The sequence below is a fragment of the Streptomyces sp. NBC_01298 genome (assembly GCF_035978755.1).
GTDB lineage: Bacteria > Actinomycetota > Actinomycetes > Streptomycetales > Streptomycetaceae > Streptomyces.
The window spans coordinates 37716-56378 of record NZ_CP108417.1; the positions used below are offsets into that span (position 1 = coordinate 37716).

Consider the following 18663-nt stretch of genomic DNA (forward strand, 5'->3'; position numbering starts at 1 on the left):
AACATCTGCGTACACATGGGTTTTGAGGGGCTGGACCTAGGCTCGCGGGCATGACTACGGCGGAGGGGCAGAGGGTGGGGAAGTACCGAGCGGGGTGGGAGCCGGACCGGCTGCGTGAGCAGCGGGAGGCTCACGGGCTGACTCTGGAGAAGGCCGGGGAACGTCTTCGGGAGGTCGCCGAGCAGGCAAAGTTGAAGGGCATCCCGGCGGCGAATCCGCAGACTCTGTGGCAGCACGAGCAAGGCGAGGTCTATCCGGGTCCGCACTACCGGCGCGCCTACTGCCTGCTCTACCGAGCCACCGAGCCGGACCTTGGTTTCAGAAACGCCCTGCCGGGTGAGGAGACGTCCTTCAAGCTCACGCCCATGGATGACCGGCTCAACGGCGCGCAGGTCCTGGCTGTTGAGCGAGCGATTCATCGGATCGCACCGGGCAGTGACAAGGCGGATCATTTCGATCTTCAGCAGCGGATCATTGACGCCTGGAAGCGGCGCCACACTGGCGGCGACCCGCACCGCCCGGTGCTGATCCTGGTCGGTGGATACGCCGGCAGCGGTAAGACGGAGCTCGCCCGGTTCTTCGTCCAGCTCACCGGTTGGCCGCTGCTCGACAAGGACCCGCTCACACGGCCGCTGGTGGAACGCCTGCTGGTTGCGTTGGGCGGCGACCCTAACGACCGGCACACGGAGCTCTACAGGGAGCGTGTCCGGTCGGTGGAGTACGACTGCCTGATGCAGTCGGCCATGGCCAACGTGAAGTGCGGGATCAGCACGGTGCTCAGCGCGCCGTTCATCGCGGAGATGACTGACCCGGCTTGGATGCAGCGCTTGGCCAACCGCGCCGCGTCCATGGGCGTCGATGTTTTCCCCGTCTGGGTGCGCTGCGACGAGGAGTCGATGCGGGAGTACATCACCTTCCGCTCCGCGGCCCGGGATGCGTGGAAGCTCCAGCGCTGGGACGAGTACATGGCCACGATCAACCTGGACCTGCGCCCTGCGGTTCCGCACCTGGTCGTCGACAACCGGTTGGGCACTGCGGTGAGCCTGGCTGATCAGGCCCGGCAGGCGATGGGGGCGATGTACGCGTGACCGCGAAGCAGGGGGTCGTCCTCTACGGACCTCCGGCGGCGGGCAAGGACACCGTCACCAACGCGCTCAGCGAGCTGCGCTCGACGTACGCGCAGTTCGAGCGGCTCAAGGTCGGATCGGGTAAGTCCGCCGGCTATCGGATGGGCACGGCGGAGCAGCTGTGCGCGCTGGAGGCCGCGGACGCCGTCGTCTATGCGAACTCCAGGTATGGCAACACCTACGTCATCGATGCGCCGGGTCTGGATGCCGCGTTCGCGGCCGGGGTGCCGGTGGTGCACCTCGGGCAGGTCGACGGTATCCATGCCCTGATCAAGGGCTACGCAGCCGACTGGACCGTGGTCCTGTTGTGGTGCCCGCGCGACGTGACCGGGCAGCGGTCCGCGGGCCGGGGCGACAGTGACACTACGGCGCGCTTGTCGGCGTGGGATGCGACCCGCGACGACGTGACCGCGTACCCGGGCATGGTCTGGGACCTGACCGTGGACACCACGACGGTATCGCCGCAGGACGCGGCGCTGCTCATCGACAAGCTGTTGGCGCAGCGGTCGGGGGCGGCGACGGCATGAGCGCGGGTTACGGCTGGGCGAGGCGGTCTAGGGCGTCGGTGAGCGTGAGCTCGCTGTCGTCCTTGACGTCGTTCCACCGTGCCAGCGTGGACGCGGCGGCGTACAGCATCTCGGGAGGCAGCCCAGCGGCCTCGAGCGTGTTGGCGGCTTCCTCCAGTTCTGGTCCCCATCGCCAGGCGCGGGCCGCCGTCTTGGCGATGTACTCCGGCTCTGCGAGGTACGACTCGGTTCGCCGGGAGGCGATGTCGATGAGTTCCTGGTCGACACCGTGCTCACGCGCCATGCCGACCGCGAGCGCGACCAGCACACGACTCGTCTTCTGGAACGACGCGTACGACAGCTTCAGCGCGGAAGCCTTCCCGACCTCCGGGCCCAGCATCTTCGTCTTCACGGCGGTGCCTGCGAAGAGCGCCTCGATCCTCGCCGTCGCGTCGGCCGGGCCGGACAAGTACAGCGTCGGCGTCTTGCCGCGCACGGGCGGGGAGCCGACAACTCCGCCGTCCACAACGGTGGCGGCCGGTTCAAGTAGTTCGGCAATCCGAGACGCCCGCTCGGGGCTGATGGCGTTCGCCTCCACGTACACCCCGGTGAAGCCGTGCGCGGCGATGTCGCGGGCCAGGTCCTCGGCAGCCGCCGGCGGGCAGAGGCTGATGACGACGTCGCTGCGCTCGAGCAAGTCGGACAGCGTGCCCACCGGGGTCAGGCCGAACTGCTCGGCGCGCGCCACGGACGCGGTGCTGCGTCCCGCCGCACACCAGAGCACGGCGGTGGCGTTGGCCGCCGCGCAGGCGGCGATGGCCGCGCCCATGCTGCCGGGGTGGAGGATGCCGACGGTGGGCTGGTCCACGGTGCTACTCCGAGCTCTCGTTGAGCAGGATGGCGATGGCGTCAGTCGCGTCATCGACGGTGTGGTCTGCGGGGGGAAGTCCGTCTGGCCAGGGTCTGCCGCGAATCCAGATGGTGCACAAGCCCGCGTGGTGCCCACCGCCGATGTCCCCGGTCGGGTTGTCGCCGATCATCCAGCCCCCGTCGGTCAGGCGCCGGCCGCAGCGGCTCGCTGCGAGCTCGAAGAGTTCGCGGGCCGGTTTGCGGATCTCCAGGTCGCCCGAGGCTGCGACGCCGTCGACCAGGTCGGTCATGCCGGCTGCGACAAGTTTGGCCCGCTGGATGTCTCCGCCCCCGTTGGTGACGACGCCGATGGTCCATTCCGCCGCTCGCAGTTGACGGAGACCCTCGAGGACCTCTGGCCTGCAAGTGACGGCCTCGGCGATCAGGTGGACGTACTCCTGCCACAGCTGCTCGGCGGGCACCGTCAGTTCGAAGTCGATGCGCAGGCGGGCGAAGTCGCTGAGGTTCGCGCGGTCGACCAGCGCGGCGAGCAGCCATTGTTCGATGGGGGCATCGAAAGCATGAGCGCGGCACATAGCGGTCACGGCATCACTGAACGCGGCCTGACGGTCGATCAGCGTGCCGTCCAGATCGAAGAGCACGAGTCGGGACACGATCTTGGACCTTACCCGGCATCCCCCGCAACGCCGTTCGTGGTACCAGCATCCCCGTTCGCGAGTACTTATCGTGTATATTTCAGGGACCTATTGATCATGGGAGGCTGCGTCATGTCCGAACCGGACCGCCTGAAGCAGGTCGACGACTTGCTCGACGGCCTGGACGATGTCCTGCCTCCACCTCAGGTTCGCGTGCAGCTGCGCCTCGCAGCAGGCTTGACGCAAAAGGACATCGCGGAAGCCATCGGCGTGACGCGAGTTGCAGTAACGCGCTGGGAACTGGATCAGGCCCAGCCCCGGCGCCCGCAGCGCAATCTCTACATTCACCTGCTCCGCGGCCTTGCGGCGCGCTTCCCCGAAGCCGCGAAGGCGGATGAGGGCATGCCGACGCCGGCCTCCGAAGGGGGATCGGGATGACCTAATGGCCATCGACCGCGCGCCAGAGGCGGAATAACCACCCGCTGGCCGTCGCGCGGCCCGTCTACCGACCGGATTAACCACCCGCGTCGGCCGCTCAGGTCCCAGTTAGAGCTGGTCCTGAGCTGCGGCTCACCGAGCCGCTCGTTTTCTCCGGCCCCTAACCAGGGCCACAAGCAACACCAGGCCACTAACCACGGCCACCACAGCTGTAGCTAGCAGTTGCGTCACCCGCGGGCCCCGACCAAGGGGCTTCGCGGTTCAGCAACACCAAGACGAGAGGAGAAATCTCCCCCCACCCGGTCGGTGTCTGCCCCGCTTCTCACGAAGGGGGGCTCACCCACACATCCGATATGGAGGTCGGTCCAGCCCCGAGGGGCCGTGGCCGGTCCAGCTATATGGAAGGCAGGTCGTTCTCATAGTGCACGAGAGTGGTGTCCCTTGTCAGCTTGACCTTGTCCGTTTCACACCGGTTCAGGCCCGGCAGACGTCCCGCTTGTCCGGATCGCGAGGCGGTTCATGCGCGTTTGTGGAGTTCATCCCGGAAATTAGATCTGCGGCACGGGGCTCCAGGGGCCGCGCTTTCGGGGTGGGCTCGGTGCGCGCGGTCGCGATGCCGGCCGCCCCGGTCATGCACCCGCTTGCGGAGCTCATCGACAAGTCCGTCGACGGCGGTATCCGCGAGGGCGGCGTCCCGTGTGGCGGGACGGGTTCCAAGATTGTTGCCCGCAGCGCGGGAGCGCCGAGGGGTACCGGGGCTGAGCGGCCTCTGTCCACAGGCTGCCCGGTGCAGGGTCGGCAGAGATGGATCACGAATCAGCTCCAGACGGAGGTGTCCGCTTTGGCGCGTACACCTGCCGGATGGCTACTCAGACGGCGTTCGGCAGTTCGGCTTCTTCGGTGTTCACCGCTCCGGTCGGGGCGGTGAGCCGGTGAGCGGCGTGGCGGCGACGGCCGCCGTGCTGCTGCCTGCTCCTCGTGCGTCGGTCGACGATGTCGCGGTCACGGTGCTGCCTGGGCTGTTCGTGCCGGAGGCGTCGCAGTGGCTGTCGGCGACGGCGGGCCGGGTCGCGCTGGAGGGCTACAGCTGGATGCAGGCGGTCCACTGGGTCGCCGGGTCCGGCCTCTACGAGCCGCGCCGCTACCGGTCACACGGGCCGCGCTCGTTCGGCGTGACGACGGTGCGTGTCGCCCAGGAGCTCGCGCAGCTGTCGCCGTGCCGTCCGGGCATCAAGTACCTGATGCGCCGGGTCGGCCTGTCGGAGCGGGCGGTGCAGGACCACCTGCGCATGCTGCGGGAGACCGGTCTGCTCGTGTACGTCGTCAAGGGCACCCGGGTCGCGGAGGAGGGTGGCCAGGCGTCGGAGTTCGCGCTGATGGTCCCGCCCGCGTTCGATGCCGCGCTGGGTATCCGTACGGTGCTGCGGGACGAGGCCGCGCCCGCGTACACCCGCGCGATGACCGGGATCGCGGACGCCGGCCGGGAGCTGATGGCGAAGCTGGCGCGCAAGGCGTCCAGGAAGGTCCGCAAGCCCCGGAAAGCAGCTCCGAAGGGCCCGGCGAAGCCTGTCCGGGACGGGGTTCTCGGGGCGTCTGAGACGGCTGTTTCCGGTGAGGCCCGTTGCACCCCAATGCAGGTGGGTAGTTCTAGTTCTTCTTCTGCGGCTACTACCTCGATTCCCTCTGAGACGACAGGCATCGCCAGCGGGAAGAGCGAGTTGTCCATCAGGAAGGTGTCCGGCGACAAGGCCCGTCGTGGGATCAACAGGGTGGGGCGCCGTTACCAGCTGGCCGCTGAGCTGATTCGGGAGATCCCCTGGCTGGGCCGGGCCTCCACGCCGAGGATCGCCTGGGTGGTCCGGCACGTCGCTGATGCTGGCTGGAGCGCTGCAGAGGTCCAGGGATGGCTGCACGCCCGCGGCGAGGTCGACACCGTCCACCGCGCCTCCGGCCTCCTGGCCACCCTGCTTTCCGGCGCCCACGAGATCGTCTCCACCCCCGAGGCCCGGGCCGGGCTGGTCTCCGGCTGGCGCGATTCACGGATCGCGGCCGCCCGCCGCCACCAGGAGCTCGAGGCCGTACCCCAGGGGCCGCGCAGCCAGGCCGCGAAGGCCGAGTGGCTGCGCTACGACACCGTCCGCCAGGCCCTGCCCTCCGACTACGACAAGACCTCCGGGACCGTCGTCGACCAGCACGTCGGCCACGCGATGAGCGCCCAGGAGGCCGCGGAGATGCGGGCCCTGGCCAAGGAGGAGTACAGCAACGGCAAGAACGACCTGATCCGCGTCATCATCACCGACTTCGGGCGGGGCGCAGCCGAGGTCATCTTCGGCGCCGAGCTCGTCCGCCGCGCCCTGAACATCCCCCGCCCCACCCGCCCGATGACCTCTGCGAACCGCTGGTAAGGAGCCCTCGATGACCGACACGATCAACACCGCGCAGGCCCCGGCAGGATCCGGTATCGACCTCGCCCGCCAAGCCCTCGCCGCCGCCCGCGCCGCCGCACAGCAGCGCGGCGACCGGCCCAGCGGCTCCCGCAAAGCCCACCGCCCCCGCACCACCCGCCAGCCCGACGGCCGCGAACCCATCGGATTCGCCGCCCTCCTCGCCAACCTCGTCACCGACCGGGCCTGGGAACTGCCCTCCGCCGGCGGCTCCCTGAGCGATGAGTGGCAGAGCATCGCCGGCGACCTCACCGGCCACGTCGCCCTCGCCGGCTACGACGCCGGAACCGGCGAACTCGCTGTACGCCCCGTATCCAACCCGTACGCCACCGCCGTCCGGCTGCGCACCCCCACGCTCATCGAGGCCGCCAACAAGGTCATGGGCAACGCCACCGCCGTGCGCACCATCCGCATCCTGCCGCCCGGCGCCGCCCCCGCCCTCCCGCACCCGGCCCGCGCACTCCAGGCAACCCCCGCACCGGCCCCCGCGGACACCGTCCCGTCCGTGCCTTCGGAGAAGCCCGTCGGCTACCGGGAGGCCATAGCCAAGCATCGTGCCCACCGCTACACCCACCCCCTGGACGCCCGGATCGCCATCGCCCAGCGGGAGCAGATCCGCACCCGGATCATGGAGCCGGAGAGCGCCTTCGCCGAGGGGCGGGCCGAGGCCGAGCGACTGCGCGAGCAGGCAGAACGGGAACGGGCCAGGGGAACTTCGGAGGCCCGCGCCCTGGCCAGGGCCCGCGCCGAGAAGGCCGGACTCACCCACCTGCCGAGCCAGACCACTGTAACCGCGCCCGAGTTCCTGTACCGCACCGCCTGACCCTGGAGACAACGTCCAGAGATGGTCAGCATGCCGCCGCGACAGCCGGCAAGACCCCTGTCGGGTTACTGGCGGAGTTTGTGGGGAGGCCCGCGGATGAGGGCCTCCCCACAGGTGCCTCAGTCCTCGTCGATCCCGGCGTGGCCGAGTCCGTCGTCCAGGGTGATGCGAATGGTTTCCCCGGAGCCGGTGGCGCCGGCGAGTTCGGCCGCGATCCGGTTGTACGCGGTGGTGGCCAGCGCCCAGTCGGCCTCCAGTACGGCGGCGGCGGTGCGGGTGTTCCAGAGCTCGATGAGGACGGCGATGAGCGAGCGCCCCGAGAGGGCGGCCTGGATGCGGCCCTCCTTGACGTCCTCGACGGCGGGCGGGGTGCGGAAGTGGCCGTGGTCGACGGCGAGGGCGGAGAGGAACTCCCAGGTGTCGCGGTGCAGGACCAGCTCGGCCGAGGCGACACCGGCCGCCTTCAGCAGCAGGACCCCGTGGGCGACCTTCGGATCCTCGGGCTGCTCTTCGGGCGTCTGCCCGGAGGTGGCGGGCGCGGGTACGGCATTGGTGGCCGTGCCGCGGTAGGCGGCCTCGATGGCGCTCTTCAGCCCGGCTTCCACCGCCTCGCTCCCGGCGTCCTTCTGCGGATCCTGGCCCTCGGCGTGCTCCATGTTCTCCCCCTGGTCCTCATGATCGGGCAGTGGCTGCTGTACGGACGCTCCGGCGGCTTCCGCTGTGCCGTCCTGGGCAGGCCCGGCGTCCACCCCAGCCCTGGGCACCAGCTGCTGCGGAACGGCAGCCGGTGCTGCGGCTGTGGCGAAGCCGCGCAGGAGGTCGCCGAGGTCGCGCAGCAGCTGTATCTCCTCCCGCACTTCCTCCCGGCCCTCTTGCAGATCGGCGATCATCTTTTCCTGGCGGCGGCGCAGCTCCCGGTTCTCTTCGCGGAGCCCGGTGACGCCGTTCTGGACAACCTCCTGGATCTTCATCCGGGCCTGCGCGAGCTCGCCGTGCAACGCGGACAGACCCACCGTCGGATCGTCCAGACGCTCCAGCTGCTTGCGTGCTCCCCTCAGTTCCCCCAGCGCCTCATCGAACGCCTGTTTCCACCCCACGTGACTCCCTGACTACGTTCAGCTAGCGGACCGCTCGTATCTCCCCATAAGCAGCTCAGCCGACACGATGCTTTCCGGCCCTTCCATGGCTGGCAATCGAGAGATGAGCGCGGGGCCGGTGCCGCCTGGTCTCCCGCCAAGACCGCTTCCCTACGCCGGGTTCAAATCGAGCCCGCGGTGACCGCCCACCCCGGTCGGGGAGCCGACGATCCCGGCGCTTCCCATCACGCGTCGCACCGCCGACGGTGCGACGCTGGACGAAGGGGACCGCAGCGACCTGGAGGTGCTGGTGCCTCGTCCCATCTGGTCCGGAGCGACCTCCTTCGGCCTGGTCACTTCTCTGAACTAAGGGTCGTGGCCTCAATCCGAGCTACAGCGGGCAGGCTCACAACCTGCCCGAATCCACGGAGCTGGCGTAGGGGGCCGTGACCCGTCGCTCATTGGCAACTCCAGCCCAAAACAGCTCCTGCGACCCCACGCCGTCACCCGACCGCAACGCCTGTACGCTGCACGGCAAAAAGGCTGGGTAGCCAACATCCTGGGGTGGGACATGGAAGATCGTGAGCGGTTCACTCTGCTACGGATCACTGGCAAGTACGGCGGCAGCGTGGCCATTGAACTCGACGAATCCGGAGCGTCCGGCATTCCGGACACCAGCGGCGAGCTGATGGTGCACAACGACTTCGTGGCCGGACTCACTCGCACCTACGTCGAGCCGTACGACCTCGCTCCTTGGGAGCACGTGCTGGACGAGGTCGAGGCCGGCCGAGACGCGGTGTGGCGCGAGTGCGCCCGAGTAGCTGAGATTGGCATCCAGCTCGTGGACAGGGAAGACGACCAGGACCAGATCACTGTCACGGTCGCCGACCAGCAGACAACACGGGTGGCCATCAGCCTGGAAGTGAACCGCGGTTGGATCGAAGAACAACGTGAGCTGCTCCATGGAATCCGCGAGGCTTGGAAGCATGTTCACCCGACCGCACTGCGGTAGCTGCCCCGGTACAGCAGCGGAGTACCGCAACCTCTCAAGCGACCCCAGGTCGACCGTGACCGGCGCAGCAGGCCGCTGACTTGGCTCCTTCGCCCAGCGGCGACCAGTCTTTGACCTGAGAATCGCACAAGTCAGTTCAGTCAACACGGCCGATCAAGGTGGTGCCGGCCACCGAGTCGCACGACATCTCCTTCCGGCAGATCCACACCGCCGACGGCGGGCGGGTCCGGTACCGCAAGGTGTGCGAGCTCGACGGCCAGGAACTCCGCCAGGACGAGATCGTGCGCGGCTACGAGACCGCGACCGGCACGCTGATCCCGGTTACCGACCAAGACCTCGACGCCATGCCGCTGCCCACTGCGCAAGCCATCGACATCGTCACCTTCGTGCCCGCGGCCTCCATCGACCCGATCCAGATCGGCGCCTCCTACTACCTGGCCGCGACCGAACCCGTCTCCGCGAAGCCGTACACGCTCCTGCGGCAAGCACTGGAGCGCAGCGCGAAGGTGGCGGTGGCGAAGTTCGCGCTGCGCGACCGGGAACGGCTCGGGCTCCTGCGGGTCAAGGGCGATGTGATCATGCTGCACGCGCTCCGCTGGCCGGACGAGATCCGCTCACCCTCTCAGGTCCCCGTCCCGGACACCGCGGTGTCGGAGGCGGAGGTGGAGGCGGAGGCGGCCGTACGGCTCGCGGAGATCCTCACCGGCACCGACCTGTCAGACATGCGCGACACCTACCGGGACGCGCTGGAGGAAGTCATCTCCGCGAAGTCCGCCACCGGCGCCCTGCCCGCGGCAAGCGGGGATGAGGCGCCGCCGGCGTCGGCGGAGGTTGTCGACCTGATGGGCATGCTGGAGAAGTCCGTGCAGGACGCGAAGAGCACCCGGGCCGAGCCCGCCACCGTGCACCCGCTCCCCGGCAAGAAGACGGCCGCGAAGAAGACCACGCCCAAGAAGACAGCAGCGAAGGGAAAACCCCGGCGAAGCGCCTGACACAACGCCCCTGCGGGGGTCCTTTGCGACGCCTGGACACCCAGCCCCTCGCCCCCGAAGGGACGCCCGCAACCTGGGTTTCGCGAAATCCCCTGCTGCTCGATGTAGGGGAACTGGTGCAGGACGTGCACGTCCTGTGTGGCGAGCACCATGTTCAGGCACGGCGTCGGGCTTACGACGGGCAGCTCTCAGGCGGTGTCCCCGTCGTGCTCCCAGGCGAGGACAATCTCATCTGCGCCGGTGAATACTCAGGAACTGGAGTGTCAGCGGGGGATGGAGGGGTGCCAGTTGCCTCCTGTGGCGCGGACAGTGGCGCGCCACGCCTCAGAGCCCGGCCTTGATTTCAGGATTCGGCTGATTGGCGAAGAGGTGAGGGCTGAAGAGAGGCGCCCAAAGCGTGACGGGGCACCTGCCGGACGGCTTGATCCGGAACCAATGCAGGTGCCCCCCGGGGAGGCTCCGCTTCCCCTCCATCAACGTAGCGGCTCGGGGGAGTAGGAGTGGACGCGGCAACTCGCCACTCCAAAACTTTCAGGACATTGACTACGGGTAGTTACCAGCCAAAATAAAATCCCCCACAGGTTCGACGTGTAAGGATCGGCGCTTCTGCTGAAAGAGAGACCGCCTTCGGTTCGGCCGAAATTCCGGAAGTCGGTTTCCATTTCCTTGCAGATGAGCGACGGATTGGATGCTTCTTTTCCGTTAATCGACTAGGGGGATCTGCGTGTATTTGAAGAGACTGTTGCCGTCTGCGGCAGCGGTGATCGCTGTGTCGATGCCCGCCGCGGCGTTCGCCGCGCCATCGCCGTCCGCGTCACCAGGTACTGCTTCTCCAGTTCAGGGCGCTGGGCTGGGTCAAAGGGACCTCTCCTCCATCCTGACCGCTGCGGGGGTGCCGACGCCTGGAGGACCGTCGGGTAGCCCATCCCCGTCCGGGACCCCGGATGCAAGGAGCGGGTCTGCGGCAGCCGAAGAAAAGTTCTGGACTCCTGAGCGGATAGCCCAGGCCAAACCAGTTGACGAGCAAGCTGCGCGCACGGCAAATCGAAACCTCCCAGCACCTGCTAAGGGTTCCGGCATCCCGGATGCCACGGGGGTTTCCGAGAAGAATGACCAAATCGGACTGTTCTTCTTTGCTGCTGGTGGTGGTTACCGTTTTTGCGCCGGCACCGTAGTTCCGTCGCAGGGAAAGAATCTGGTGGCCACGGCCGCCCACTGCTTCGACGGGTCCACGCCCGCCAAGCACCTGGTCTTCATCCCCGGCCACGCGGAGAGCACACCCCGCCCCTTCGGTGTCTTCCCTGTCGCACCCTCGAAGATCCACATGACCCCCGCATACAAGGCCCTCGGCGGGTCCCACACCGCAACCGACACGGACTTCGCGTTCGCCGCCACCGCGCCCCGGGCCGATGGCAAGAACGTGGAGGAGGTCGTGGGCTCGGTCCCTCTCGCCTTCAGCGCCGGCTTCGACCACCCCAGCACCAAGGTCGTCGGCCTTGAGCCGAACAAACCTCTGACCGAGTGCATCGCCCCGATGAAGCAGTTCACCACCGCCACGTCAGGAGACTGGGCCGGCGGCACCTTCAGCCAGGTCAACTGCGCCGAATCGGCGCAGAGCACCTCGGGCGGCCCCTTTATCGTCAACATCGACGGCCACTCCACGCTGGTCGGCGTCGTAGGCGGCTGGAAGACCGGAGGCGACGAGCCCGGCGCAAGGTACGGCTCGTACCTCGACGACGACGCCAAGAACCTCTACGAGGAAGCGGCGCAATCCCAGCCACAGCCCGCGCCCTTGCCCTCGGCCAGCACTGCTCCCGGATCCACGAGCAAGCCGACCAAGAAGCCAGACGTGCCTACCGCGACGCCCAGCCCTACGCCGGTGAACCTTCTGGCAGCTGAGCTGGAAGCGTTCTGGACCCCGGAGCGTATGCAACAGGCGAAGCCGGTGGCCGAACAGGAGGCACGCGAAGCCCTGCTTCCTCCGGAGGCGCGCACCCCGGCCACCACCTTCACCTCCCCGTCGAAGGAGTTCGGAGGACTCAAGGAGGTCGGAACGTTCTTCTACGCCCAGAACGACCAATACCGTTTCTGTGCCGGTACCGTCGTTCCTTCCCCCGGCAAGAACATCGTCGCCACCGCCGCGCACTGCTTCGACGGCAACGACCAGACCACCAAGCTGGTGTTCGTCCCGAAACACAATGGGACGACACCGCGCCCGTACGGAGTCTTTCCGATTGCCGTCGGCCAGATCTACATGGACCCGGCCTACAAAGCGCCCAACGGTGACCACACTGCCACCGACCTCGACTTCGCGTTCCTGAGGACTGGTCCGCGGGCCGACGGGAAGAACCTTGAAGACGTGGTGGGCGCCATCCCACTCGCCCTGAACCAGGGCTTCACCCACCCGGACACACAGGTCATCGGCTACCCCTACCTGCCCGGTGACGACAAGTACAAGCCGAACCAGAACCCTCTGACGTGCACCACGCCCACCAAGAAATACACCACCGCCAACGCGGACGGCTGGACGGGCGGCACGTTCACCGAGGTCAACTGCCAGGGCTACGTCTCCGGCACCTCCGGCGGCCCCTTCCTGATCAAGATGGGCACCGGGCGCGGCCTCGCCGGCGTCACCGGCGGCTGGAAGACCGGAGGCCACTCACCTGACACCTCCTACAGCTCCTACTTCGGAGACGACGTCAAGCGCATCTACGACGCCGCCGTGGCAGGCAAGCAGCCCCAGCCCAAGCCCGGGTCCGCTCTGCCGCCCGGCGAAACCTGGCGGGACTACACCCGGGGAATCGCTTCCGGCTACTTCACCGTCGACGGTGACGACATCGACGAAGACCGCATGGACATGTTCGTCTGGTGGAAGGACGGCGAGGTCAGCCTGTACCGCGGCGCAACTCCGCAGAAGGGCTACTTCGACAAGGAGATCCGTGTCCAGGCACCGAACTCCACCTGGCGTGACTACGCCGTCGAAGTCACCGCGGGGAACTTCACCGGCGATGAGGGATCAGACATCATCGTCCGCTGGAAAGACGGCGAGGTCACGCTGTACCCCTCCGTTGACGAGAAGGGGTTCCACGGCGAGATCCAGCTCCTCGCGCCCAACGACACCTGGAAGCAGCACGCCCAGCAGATGACTACCGGCCGCTTCTCCAGCAACGGCCGCCAGGATGACCTCGTCGTCCGCTGGTCCGATGGCGAGGTCAGCCAGTACACCGACGTCTCTGAGCGAGGCATCGGAACAGAAACCATGGCCCAGGCCCCGAACGAGACCTGGACACACGCTGCGGAGATCGCCTCGGGCGACTACACCGGCAACGACAACTGGGACCTGATCATCCGCTGGAGCGACGGAGAACTCACCAACTACCAGGACTTCAAGGGCAACCTGGCCGCCTCCAAGGAGAACCGGCTGCAAGCGCCCAACTCGACCTGGAGCCACGCCACCATCCTCTCCGGCGGCGACTACACGGAAAACCCGTGGCCCGACGACACCATCGTCCGCTGGACCGACGGCGAGATGACTCTGTACGCGGACGGCAACGGCACCACGATCGGCGCGGAGAACAAGCTCGTCAGCCCGGCCCTCTGACCTTCCGGACACCCCAGAGCGGATCTGGGGCCGCTCCAATATCGGACCTATCAGCAGGGAGAGAAATGAATCGCATGAAGATAGCCTCGGTCGTTGCCGCCTGCACCCTCCCCATAGCGGCTCTGCAGGTCGCCGGCGCCGGTACGTCGACTGCAGCCCCCACCGCAGTCCCCTTGGACTGCGCCACCTGGGTCAGCGGTCCCGGCCAGTCGGGCAACGTCACCTGCACGACGAGTGTGACCTCACGTTTCCGTGCCAAGGTCTACTGCTCCCGTAGTGGCGGAAGCCAGTTCATCGTGTGGGGACCATGGATACACGAGGGCGTTTCCATGGCGACGTGCTCCCTGAACGGAACGGCGGGCGTGGCGTACATCGCCTATGAGACCGGCAACAAGGGATGAGCGCTCCTGGCCGGTCGATGGAAGGCGGCGTCCTGTCGGCCGGCCAGGGAACCCACAGGCCGAGTACTACGTCTCTCCTCGCAGGAGAGCCGCCAAGGGAACGGAAGCGTATGAACCTCAGCGACCAGAACGGCTCCGCTTCCTCTCGCGCTGCCGACAAGGAGCCCCGCTACGCCAACCGGCGCCGCCTGACCAGAGTGGGCGCGATAGCCGTGCTGCTTGTAGCCAGCACCGCAGTGGCGTGCAGCAACCGCAATGACGATTCCGCAGACGCTGCGCCTGCCACGTCCTCGCCCGCTTCGAACTGGCCAGGCAACGGTGATCCCGCTACGGAAGCCTTCCGCACCCATCTTGCGAGAAGCGAAGCGGGCAAGGAACTCCTGGCAATCTCCATGCACGTGATGACCGAGGAAGCCGGTCCGCCTCTGGCCATCCGGATCGTCACCAACCTCGACCGTGAACTCCGGGACTCCGACTCACCCGACGTGCCGAAGGCAGTGAAGATAGCCAAGGCCTTCGCCGACTGGCACACCGACGAGTTCAAGGACCACGGGACAGTCAAGATCGGCAATCCTGCGACCGAGGTGATGGCCACAGTGAGCTGGTGACGGTGGGAATCCCCATCGGCGGCCTCTCCATACAGTGCTCGTCCAGCAGCCAGCAGACTGACTGATGAGCACGTGCGGGAGGTCGAGCATGGCTCGATGCGGAACCCGCGTCGATGCCCCATTCGCCGAGAGCGGCCTCCGGCCGGACTCACCGTGCCCAGGCGGCGCGGCTGAGTGCTGGGAACGGCCGTAGCCGTTCGCGATGGCCGGCGCGTAACTGCCACCTGTTCCGTGCCCAGCTTCCGGCCCCCTCCCGGAACAGTCGGAGGTCTTGCCGGGGGCGTCCTTCCTGCAGGTGAGCAGGCGGGCCCGAAAACCTCGTCGGGCTCGCCTCCTTCGCGGCGGTCGGTGTGACCGCTCTGCGAAGTAGCGAGCCCGTGGCCGTGTACAGGGTTTCGCTGTCCACGTCTGGAGGCCATCTGCTGGTCGCCATCATTGAGGCGCCCACGGCCTGAATCTTTAGCCGCAGCTGGAACGGTAGTACGACTCGTTGCCCCACAGCGCTTCAGCGGCCGACGCGTACGAGGTGACGCCGGCCTTGACGTCGCCGCTCTGCGCGAAGTACTTGCCCTTCACCGAAGAGCCGTGGCAGTTCTTGCCGTGGTAGAAGTTCGAGTAGACCTGGTCGCTGCTGTTGGTGCCGTAGAACCACTTGCCACCGCTGACATCGACCGACTGTGCCAGGGCCGGCGTGGCAAGACCTACGACGATGAAACCAGCCGCGACGGCAGCCTTGATACGGGTACTGACCTGCATGTTTGTAGCTCCACTCAACTTTCCGGTCACGGACATGACCGGGAACGAGCCCTCATAGTGCAGACACGTAAACCCAAGATCAATCAAAATATGCGTTTGGCTTGAACAGCACTTCCAGCCCCCTGGGGGGGCTCAGCCCTAGGGGTTGCCGGGGTTTGCGGGGCCAAAGTTCACCAGAAATGGACGAAGCCCCTCTGCACTGCTGGCTGAAACAAGCCGTCACCATCGCGCCCTCAACGCCGACTTGAGCGCTGAGAACCAGCTCGGCCCCACTCGTAGCCCGTCATCCCTGTCCGACCCCTGCGAGGCCGACGAGTCCGCGCTGCAGCTGCTCACATCACCTTCTGGCTGGTCAGCGATCGGGCGCGTGCTGAATCGTCCGCTCCTCGATCCACCGAATCGCGGCCCACCCAACCCTGCGCAGCATGTGGACGCAGAAGTCGGCGGCCGCACAGCCGGCGCCGGCCAGGCCCTTCTCTAGCGGCCTGAAACTTGATCGCTTCGGAGATGTGTGGCGCGGAAGGGGGGCGAGGGCGGCATGCCCCGGTGGGGCTCACAGCAGCACGAATCCGCCGTCACTTCTCAGCCACCAGCCCGCGCAGGCCAGTTGACCTGCGGAAACTTGCCGAACCCTTACAGGGCTAGGGATGCACAGACATCGGCAGACCCGTGAGGTGAGGGCTGTTTCTAGCCATACCAAATATTTGTATTGATCTTGGGTTTACGTGTCTGCACTATGAGGGCTGCCCCGGTCGTGTTTGCGACCGGAAAGTTGAGTTGGAGCTACAAACATGCAGGTCAGTACCCGTATCAAGGCTGCCGTCGCGGCTGGTTTCATCGTCGTAGGTCTTGCCACGCCGGCCCTGGCGCAGACCGTCGAGGTCAGCGGTGGCAAGTGGAGCTACGGCACCAACAGCAGCGACCAGGTCTACTCGAACTTCTACCACGCCTCGAAGTGCCACGGCTCGTCGGTGAAGGGCAAGTACTTCGCGCAGAGCGGCGACGTCAAGGGCGGCGTCACCTCGTTCGCGTCGGCCGCTGAAGCGCTGTGGGGCAACGAGTCGTACTACCGTTCCAGCTGCGGCTAAAAACTAGGCTGCGGGCCTCCGGTAGCGATGCCTGACTGTCGCTAGGGGGGCGGGGACCGGTCCCCGCCCCCCAGCCGGGGCCATCAGCCCCATAGAAATGCGTTGCACGCAAATGCAACCAAATCCCCCCACGCGCTCCGAACTAGGTTGTCGATGCTGCACCGAGGTATCAAATTCATCTACGCCGCCGTCTTCGCGTTCTCCGCGGTGGTGGCGTTCCTGTTCGTGCGGGGGCTGGACGAGGACTGGGTTCTCGGCCACTCGTCCGTAGTCTGGGTGCTCGACGCCGACGACTCGGTCAGCGGGGCGCAGGTGGCCCGCGACATCACCGCGTTCGCTGGCGACCACAGACTTTCGGTAGCCCGCGAAGTACCCGATCTGAAGGACCCCGATGGCCTTCGGCACCTGTACCTCACCTCGGGCGACCCGGGCTCAGAGGCGGCGTCATGGCTGAACGAGGGCTACCCGTCCTTCGGCCGTGACTACCAAACCGAGGTGCATCCGCTCACCGATATCGGGCAGCGAGACCCCCGGGGCTTCTACTACGTCTTCGGCCCGGAAGGTTCCGACGAGGCACTGGTGGCCCAGTTCAAGAGCCTCGGCCTGCGCGCCAGCGCCCACCACCCGCTGTCTGTCGCGGAACTGACCCCCTTCTACGCGGACGGGGTCCTTGCCTGGTCTCTCCTGGTGGTCGCTCTCGCCGCCGTGACCATGACCGGAGCCAGTGTCCTGCTCAATGCCAAGGCGTACGGAGTACTTCGCCTGCAGGGCAGATCCTTCATCGACATCCTGCTCCGAGACCTGCGCCAGCTGGCAAGGTTCGCCGTGATCGCAGCCGCCGCGGTGGCAGGCGGGGTCCTACTGCTGCTCGGCTTCTACAACACATACGCCTGGCTCGGCCTGTTCACTTCGGTGACACTGGGCCTCGCGGGCATCCTCATCGTCTTGATCCTGGCGACCCACGCGGCCGTACTCGCCCTGACCTTCAGGACCGATGTCCTTCGCGCTCTCAAGGGTGAACTCCCCGCCCGGGCAGCATCCCTTTCGGCCTACCTCGTCCGCATACCCGCTCTGGCGCTCGCACTCAGCATCGCCACCTCCGCCGCCTTGGCCGGCCAGGACGTCCTGGCTCGCCAGGACAGCCAGGAGATTTACGCGCAGGTGGGCGACACCGCTGCCATCCGCCTCAATGGCAGCCTGGGTGGAGACGACGAGATCAAGCAGATGCAAAAACGCGTGGGCGGATGGCTTCGGCAATCCGACGCGGCGGGAAAACTCATCGTCGCCGGGCGCAGAGAACTCCACGACATCGCCCCCGGTTCCGGCCTGCCCCAGGGCGAGATGCTCATCGTCAACGAAACCTTCCTCACCAAGCAGTCCCTCGTTGACCTCACCGGACACCGGTACGCCCCCATGCCCCAGGACGGCAAGAGCCCCGACAAGCATGCCGTGCGGCTCCTCGTGCCCGAGTCCCTCAAGCAGCACAGCGCGACCATCGCTGCGGAGCTCCCAGGCATCCTCAGCCCGGCCGATCCAGAGCGCATCCGCCAGAGCCAGGTACAGACATTCCCGGCGAAGAGCGGCCAGCGCGTCTTCGGCTACAACCCCGGAGACCAAGCCCACACCGCCGCACGCAACACGAAGGAAGACCGCTCACTCGTGGATGATGCGGTCCTGGTAGTGGTCCCCAACGGATCGACCTACCTGACCGACAACGCCTACACCGCGTTCGCCACCCAGGGCGGAGTGGTCTTCCCCAACCCCGCCGACATCCAGGCCGGCATCGACACAAACAAGCTGCAGAACGACGTCATAGCCATCAGGCCGGTCGGCCAGAACGCAGCCCTGCAGATGCGGGACGCGGTCAACGACTTCCGGCTGTATCTGTTCAACCTCGCGGTCGCCGTGGTCGTGCTGGTCATCACCGGGGTCGGCGTGGCCATCGTCTACTCCCGGAAGAACGCCCAGGCCATCTTCGTCAAGCACATCAGCGGCTGGAGATTCACCGCAAGCCACCGCTCCGTACTCGGGGTCGAGGGAGTTCTCGCTCTTCTGCTGGCCGGCTGGGTGCCCTTCAAGGTCTGGCAGCAAAACCAGGACCTGGAAGAGTTCAAGGCCATGGGCATGCCCGCACCCAGCGCGCCGGTGCACATCAGTGCTTTGGACCTGACCCTGACCAGTGGGCTTGTCGCAATCGAGGTCGGGGCCGTGCTCCTCGCGCTGGCAGCCTTCCACCGCCGCATCGTCAAGGAAGGGGCAACCGAAGGATGACCCCCGTTCGCACCC

15 protein-coding genes are annotated in these 18663 nt (G+C 67.0%); 11 read left to right on the forward strand and 4 right to left on the reverse strand.

The window, feature by feature from the left end; genetic code table 11:
* Window positions 1-50 precede the first annotated feature (50 nt).
* Window positions 51-1088, forward strand: coding sequence for an AAA family ATPase (locus OG730_RS43730; RefSeq protein ID WP_327310073.1), 1038 nt, complete (start codon window positions 51-53; stop codon window positions 1086-1088).
* Complete coding sequence (locus tag OG730_RS43735) at window positions 1085-1654, forward strand: phosphotransferase-like protein (RefSeq protein WP_327310074.1); 570 nt, start codon at window positions 1085-1087, stop codon at window positions 1652-1654. The genes OG730_RS43730 and OG730_RS43735 overlap by 4 nt, the downstream gene beginning before the upstream one ends.
* Window positions 1655-1661: 7 nt before the next feature.
* On the opposite strand, the gene OG730_RS43740 is transcribed toward OG730_RS43735, so the two are convergent.
* Together OG730_RS43740 and OG730_RS43745 are read right to left on the reverse strand one after the other, a co-directional pair.
* Window positions 1662-2501 (reverse strand): DUF1932 domain-containing protein, encoded by an 840-nt coding sequence (locus OG730_RS43740; protein WP_327310075.1) that lies wholly within the window; start codon window positions 2499-2501, stop codon window positions 1662-1664.
* A gap of 4 nt (window positions 2502-2505) precedes the next feature.
* Window positions 2506-3144 (reverse strand): HAD family hydrolase, encoded by a 639-nt coding sequence (locus OG730_RS43745; RefSeq protein WP_327310076.1) that lies wholly within the window; start codon window positions 3142-3144, stop codon window positions 2506-2508.
* Window positions 3145-3270: 126 nt separating this feature from the next.
* Between OG730_RS43745 and OG730_RS43750 the strand changes: the two genes are divergently transcribed.
* The 3 genes from OG730_RS43750 to OG730_RS43760 all read left to right on the forward strand — a co-directional run bounded on the left by OG730_RS43750 (window position 3271) and on the right by OG730_RS43760 (window position 6843).
* Window positions 3271-3576, forward strand: a complete 306-nt coding sequence (locus OG730_RS43750) for a helix-turn-helix transcriptional regulator (protein WP_327310077.1) — start codon at window positions 3271-3273, stop codon at window positions 3574-3576.
* Window positions 3577-4508: 932 nt separating this feature from the next.
* Window positions 4509-5981, forward strand: coding sequence for a helix-turn-helix domain-containing protein (locus OG730_RS43755; RefSeq protein ID WP_327310078.1), 1473 nt, complete (start codon window positions 4509-4511; stop codon window positions 5979-5981).
* A 10-nt stretch (window positions 5982-5991) separates the two neighbouring features.
* A complete protein-coding gene (locus OG730_RS43760; protein ID WP_327310079.1) occupies window positions 5992-6843 on the forward strand; it encodes a DciA family protein in 852 nt (283 codons plus the stop codon).
* A 119-nt stretch (window positions 6844-6962) separates the two neighbouring features.
* On the opposite strand, the gene OG730_RS43765 is transcribed toward OG730_RS43760, so the two are convergent.
* Window positions 6963-7940: a hypothetical protein gene (locus OG730_RS43765; RefSeq protein ID WP_327310080.1), complete on the reverse strand. Its 978-nt coding sequence runs from the start codon at window positions 7938-7940 to the stop codon at window positions 6963-6965.
* Window positions 7941-8490: 550 nt separating this feature from the next.
* On the opposite strand from OG730_RS43765, the gene OG730_RS43770 reads away from it, so the two are divergent.
* The 4 genes from OG730_RS43770 (at window position 8491) to OG730_RS43785 (ending at window position 14533) form a co-directional block, all read left to right on the forward strand.
* On the forward strand, window positions 8491-8931 hold the full coding sequence (locus OG730_RS43770) for a DUF5959 family protein (protein ID WP_327310081.1): 441 nt from the start codon (window positions 8491-8493) through the stop codon (window positions 8929-8931).
* 161 nt (window positions 8932-9092) lie between these two features.
* On the forward strand, window positions 9093-9923 hold the full coding sequence (gene ku, locus OG730_RS43775; RefSeq protein WP_327310083.1) for a non-homologous end joining protein Ku: 831 nt from the start codon (window positions 9093-9095) through the stop codon (window positions 9921-9923).
* 1198 nt (window positions 9924-11121) lie between these two features.
* Entirely contained in the window at window positions 11122-13524 is a 2403-nt protein-coding gene (locus OG730_RS43780) for a trypsin-like serine protease (RefSeq protein WP_327310084.1), read from the forward strand.
* A gap of 511 nt (window positions 13525-14035) precedes the next feature.
* Window positions 14036-14533: a hypothetical protein gene (locus OG730_RS43785; RefSeq protein ID WP_327310085.1), complete on the forward strand. Its 498-nt coding sequence runs from the start codon at window positions 14036-14038 to the stop codon at window positions 14531-14533.
* Window positions 14534-14992: 459 nt separating this feature from the next.
* On the opposite strand, the gene OG730_RS43790 is transcribed toward OG730_RS43785, so the two are convergent.
* Window positions 14993-15289, reverse strand: a complete 297-nt coding sequence (locus tag OG730_RS43790) for a lactococcin 972 family bacteriocin (protein ID WP_327310086.1) — start codon at window positions 15287-15289, stop codon at window positions 14993-14995.
* A 791-nt stretch (window positions 15290-16080) separates the two neighbouring features.
* On the opposite strand from OG730_RS43790, the gene OG730_RS43795 reads away from it, so the two are divergent.
* Complete coding sequence (locus OG730_RS43795; protein WP_327310087.1) at window positions 16081-16377, forward strand: lactococcin 972 family bacteriocin; 297 nt, start codon at window positions 16081-16083, stop codon at window positions 16375-16377.
* 147 nt (window positions 16378-16524) lie between these two features.
* On the forward strand, window positions 16525-18648 hold the full coding sequence (locus tag OG730_RS43800) for a bacteriocin-associated integral membrane family protein (protein WP_327310088.1): 2124 nt from the start codon (window positions 16525-16527) through the stop codon (window positions 18646-18648).
* The last annotated feature ends 15 nt before the right edge of the window (window positions 18649-18663 follow it).

What these genes read in the sequence shown, in the direction of transcription:
- OG730_RS43790 (WP_327310086.1), bottom strand. Translation starts at nt 15,289, where the DNA reads ATGCAGGTCAGTACCCGTATCAAGGCTGCCGTCGCGGCTGGTTTCATC.
- OG730_RS43730 (WP_327310073.1), top strand. Translation starts at nt 51, where the DNA reads ATGACTACGGCGGAGGGGCAGAGGGTGGGGAAGTACCGAGCGGGGTGG.
- OG730_RS43770 (WP_327310081.1), top strand. Translation starts at nt 8,491, where the DNA reads ATGGAAGATCGTGAGCGGTTCACTCTGCTACGGATCACTGGCAAGTAC.
- OG730_RS43785 (WP_327310085.1), top strand. Translation starts at nt 14,036, where the DNA reads ATGAACCTCAGCGACCAGAACGGCTCCGCTTCCTCTCGCGCTGCCGAC.
- OG730_RS43750 (WP_327310077.1), top strand. Translation starts at nt 3,271, where the DNA reads ATGTCCGAACCGGACCGCCTGAAGCAGGTCGACGACTTGCTCGACGGC.
- OG730_RS43795 (WP_327310087.1), top strand. Translation starts at nt 16,081, where the DNA reads ATGCAGGTCAGTACCCGTATCAAGGCTGCCGTCGCGGCTGGTTTCATC.
- OG730_RS43760 (WP_327310079.1), top strand. Translation starts at nt 5,992, where the DNA reads ATGACCGACACGATCAACACCGCGCAGGCCCCGGCAGGATCCGGTATC.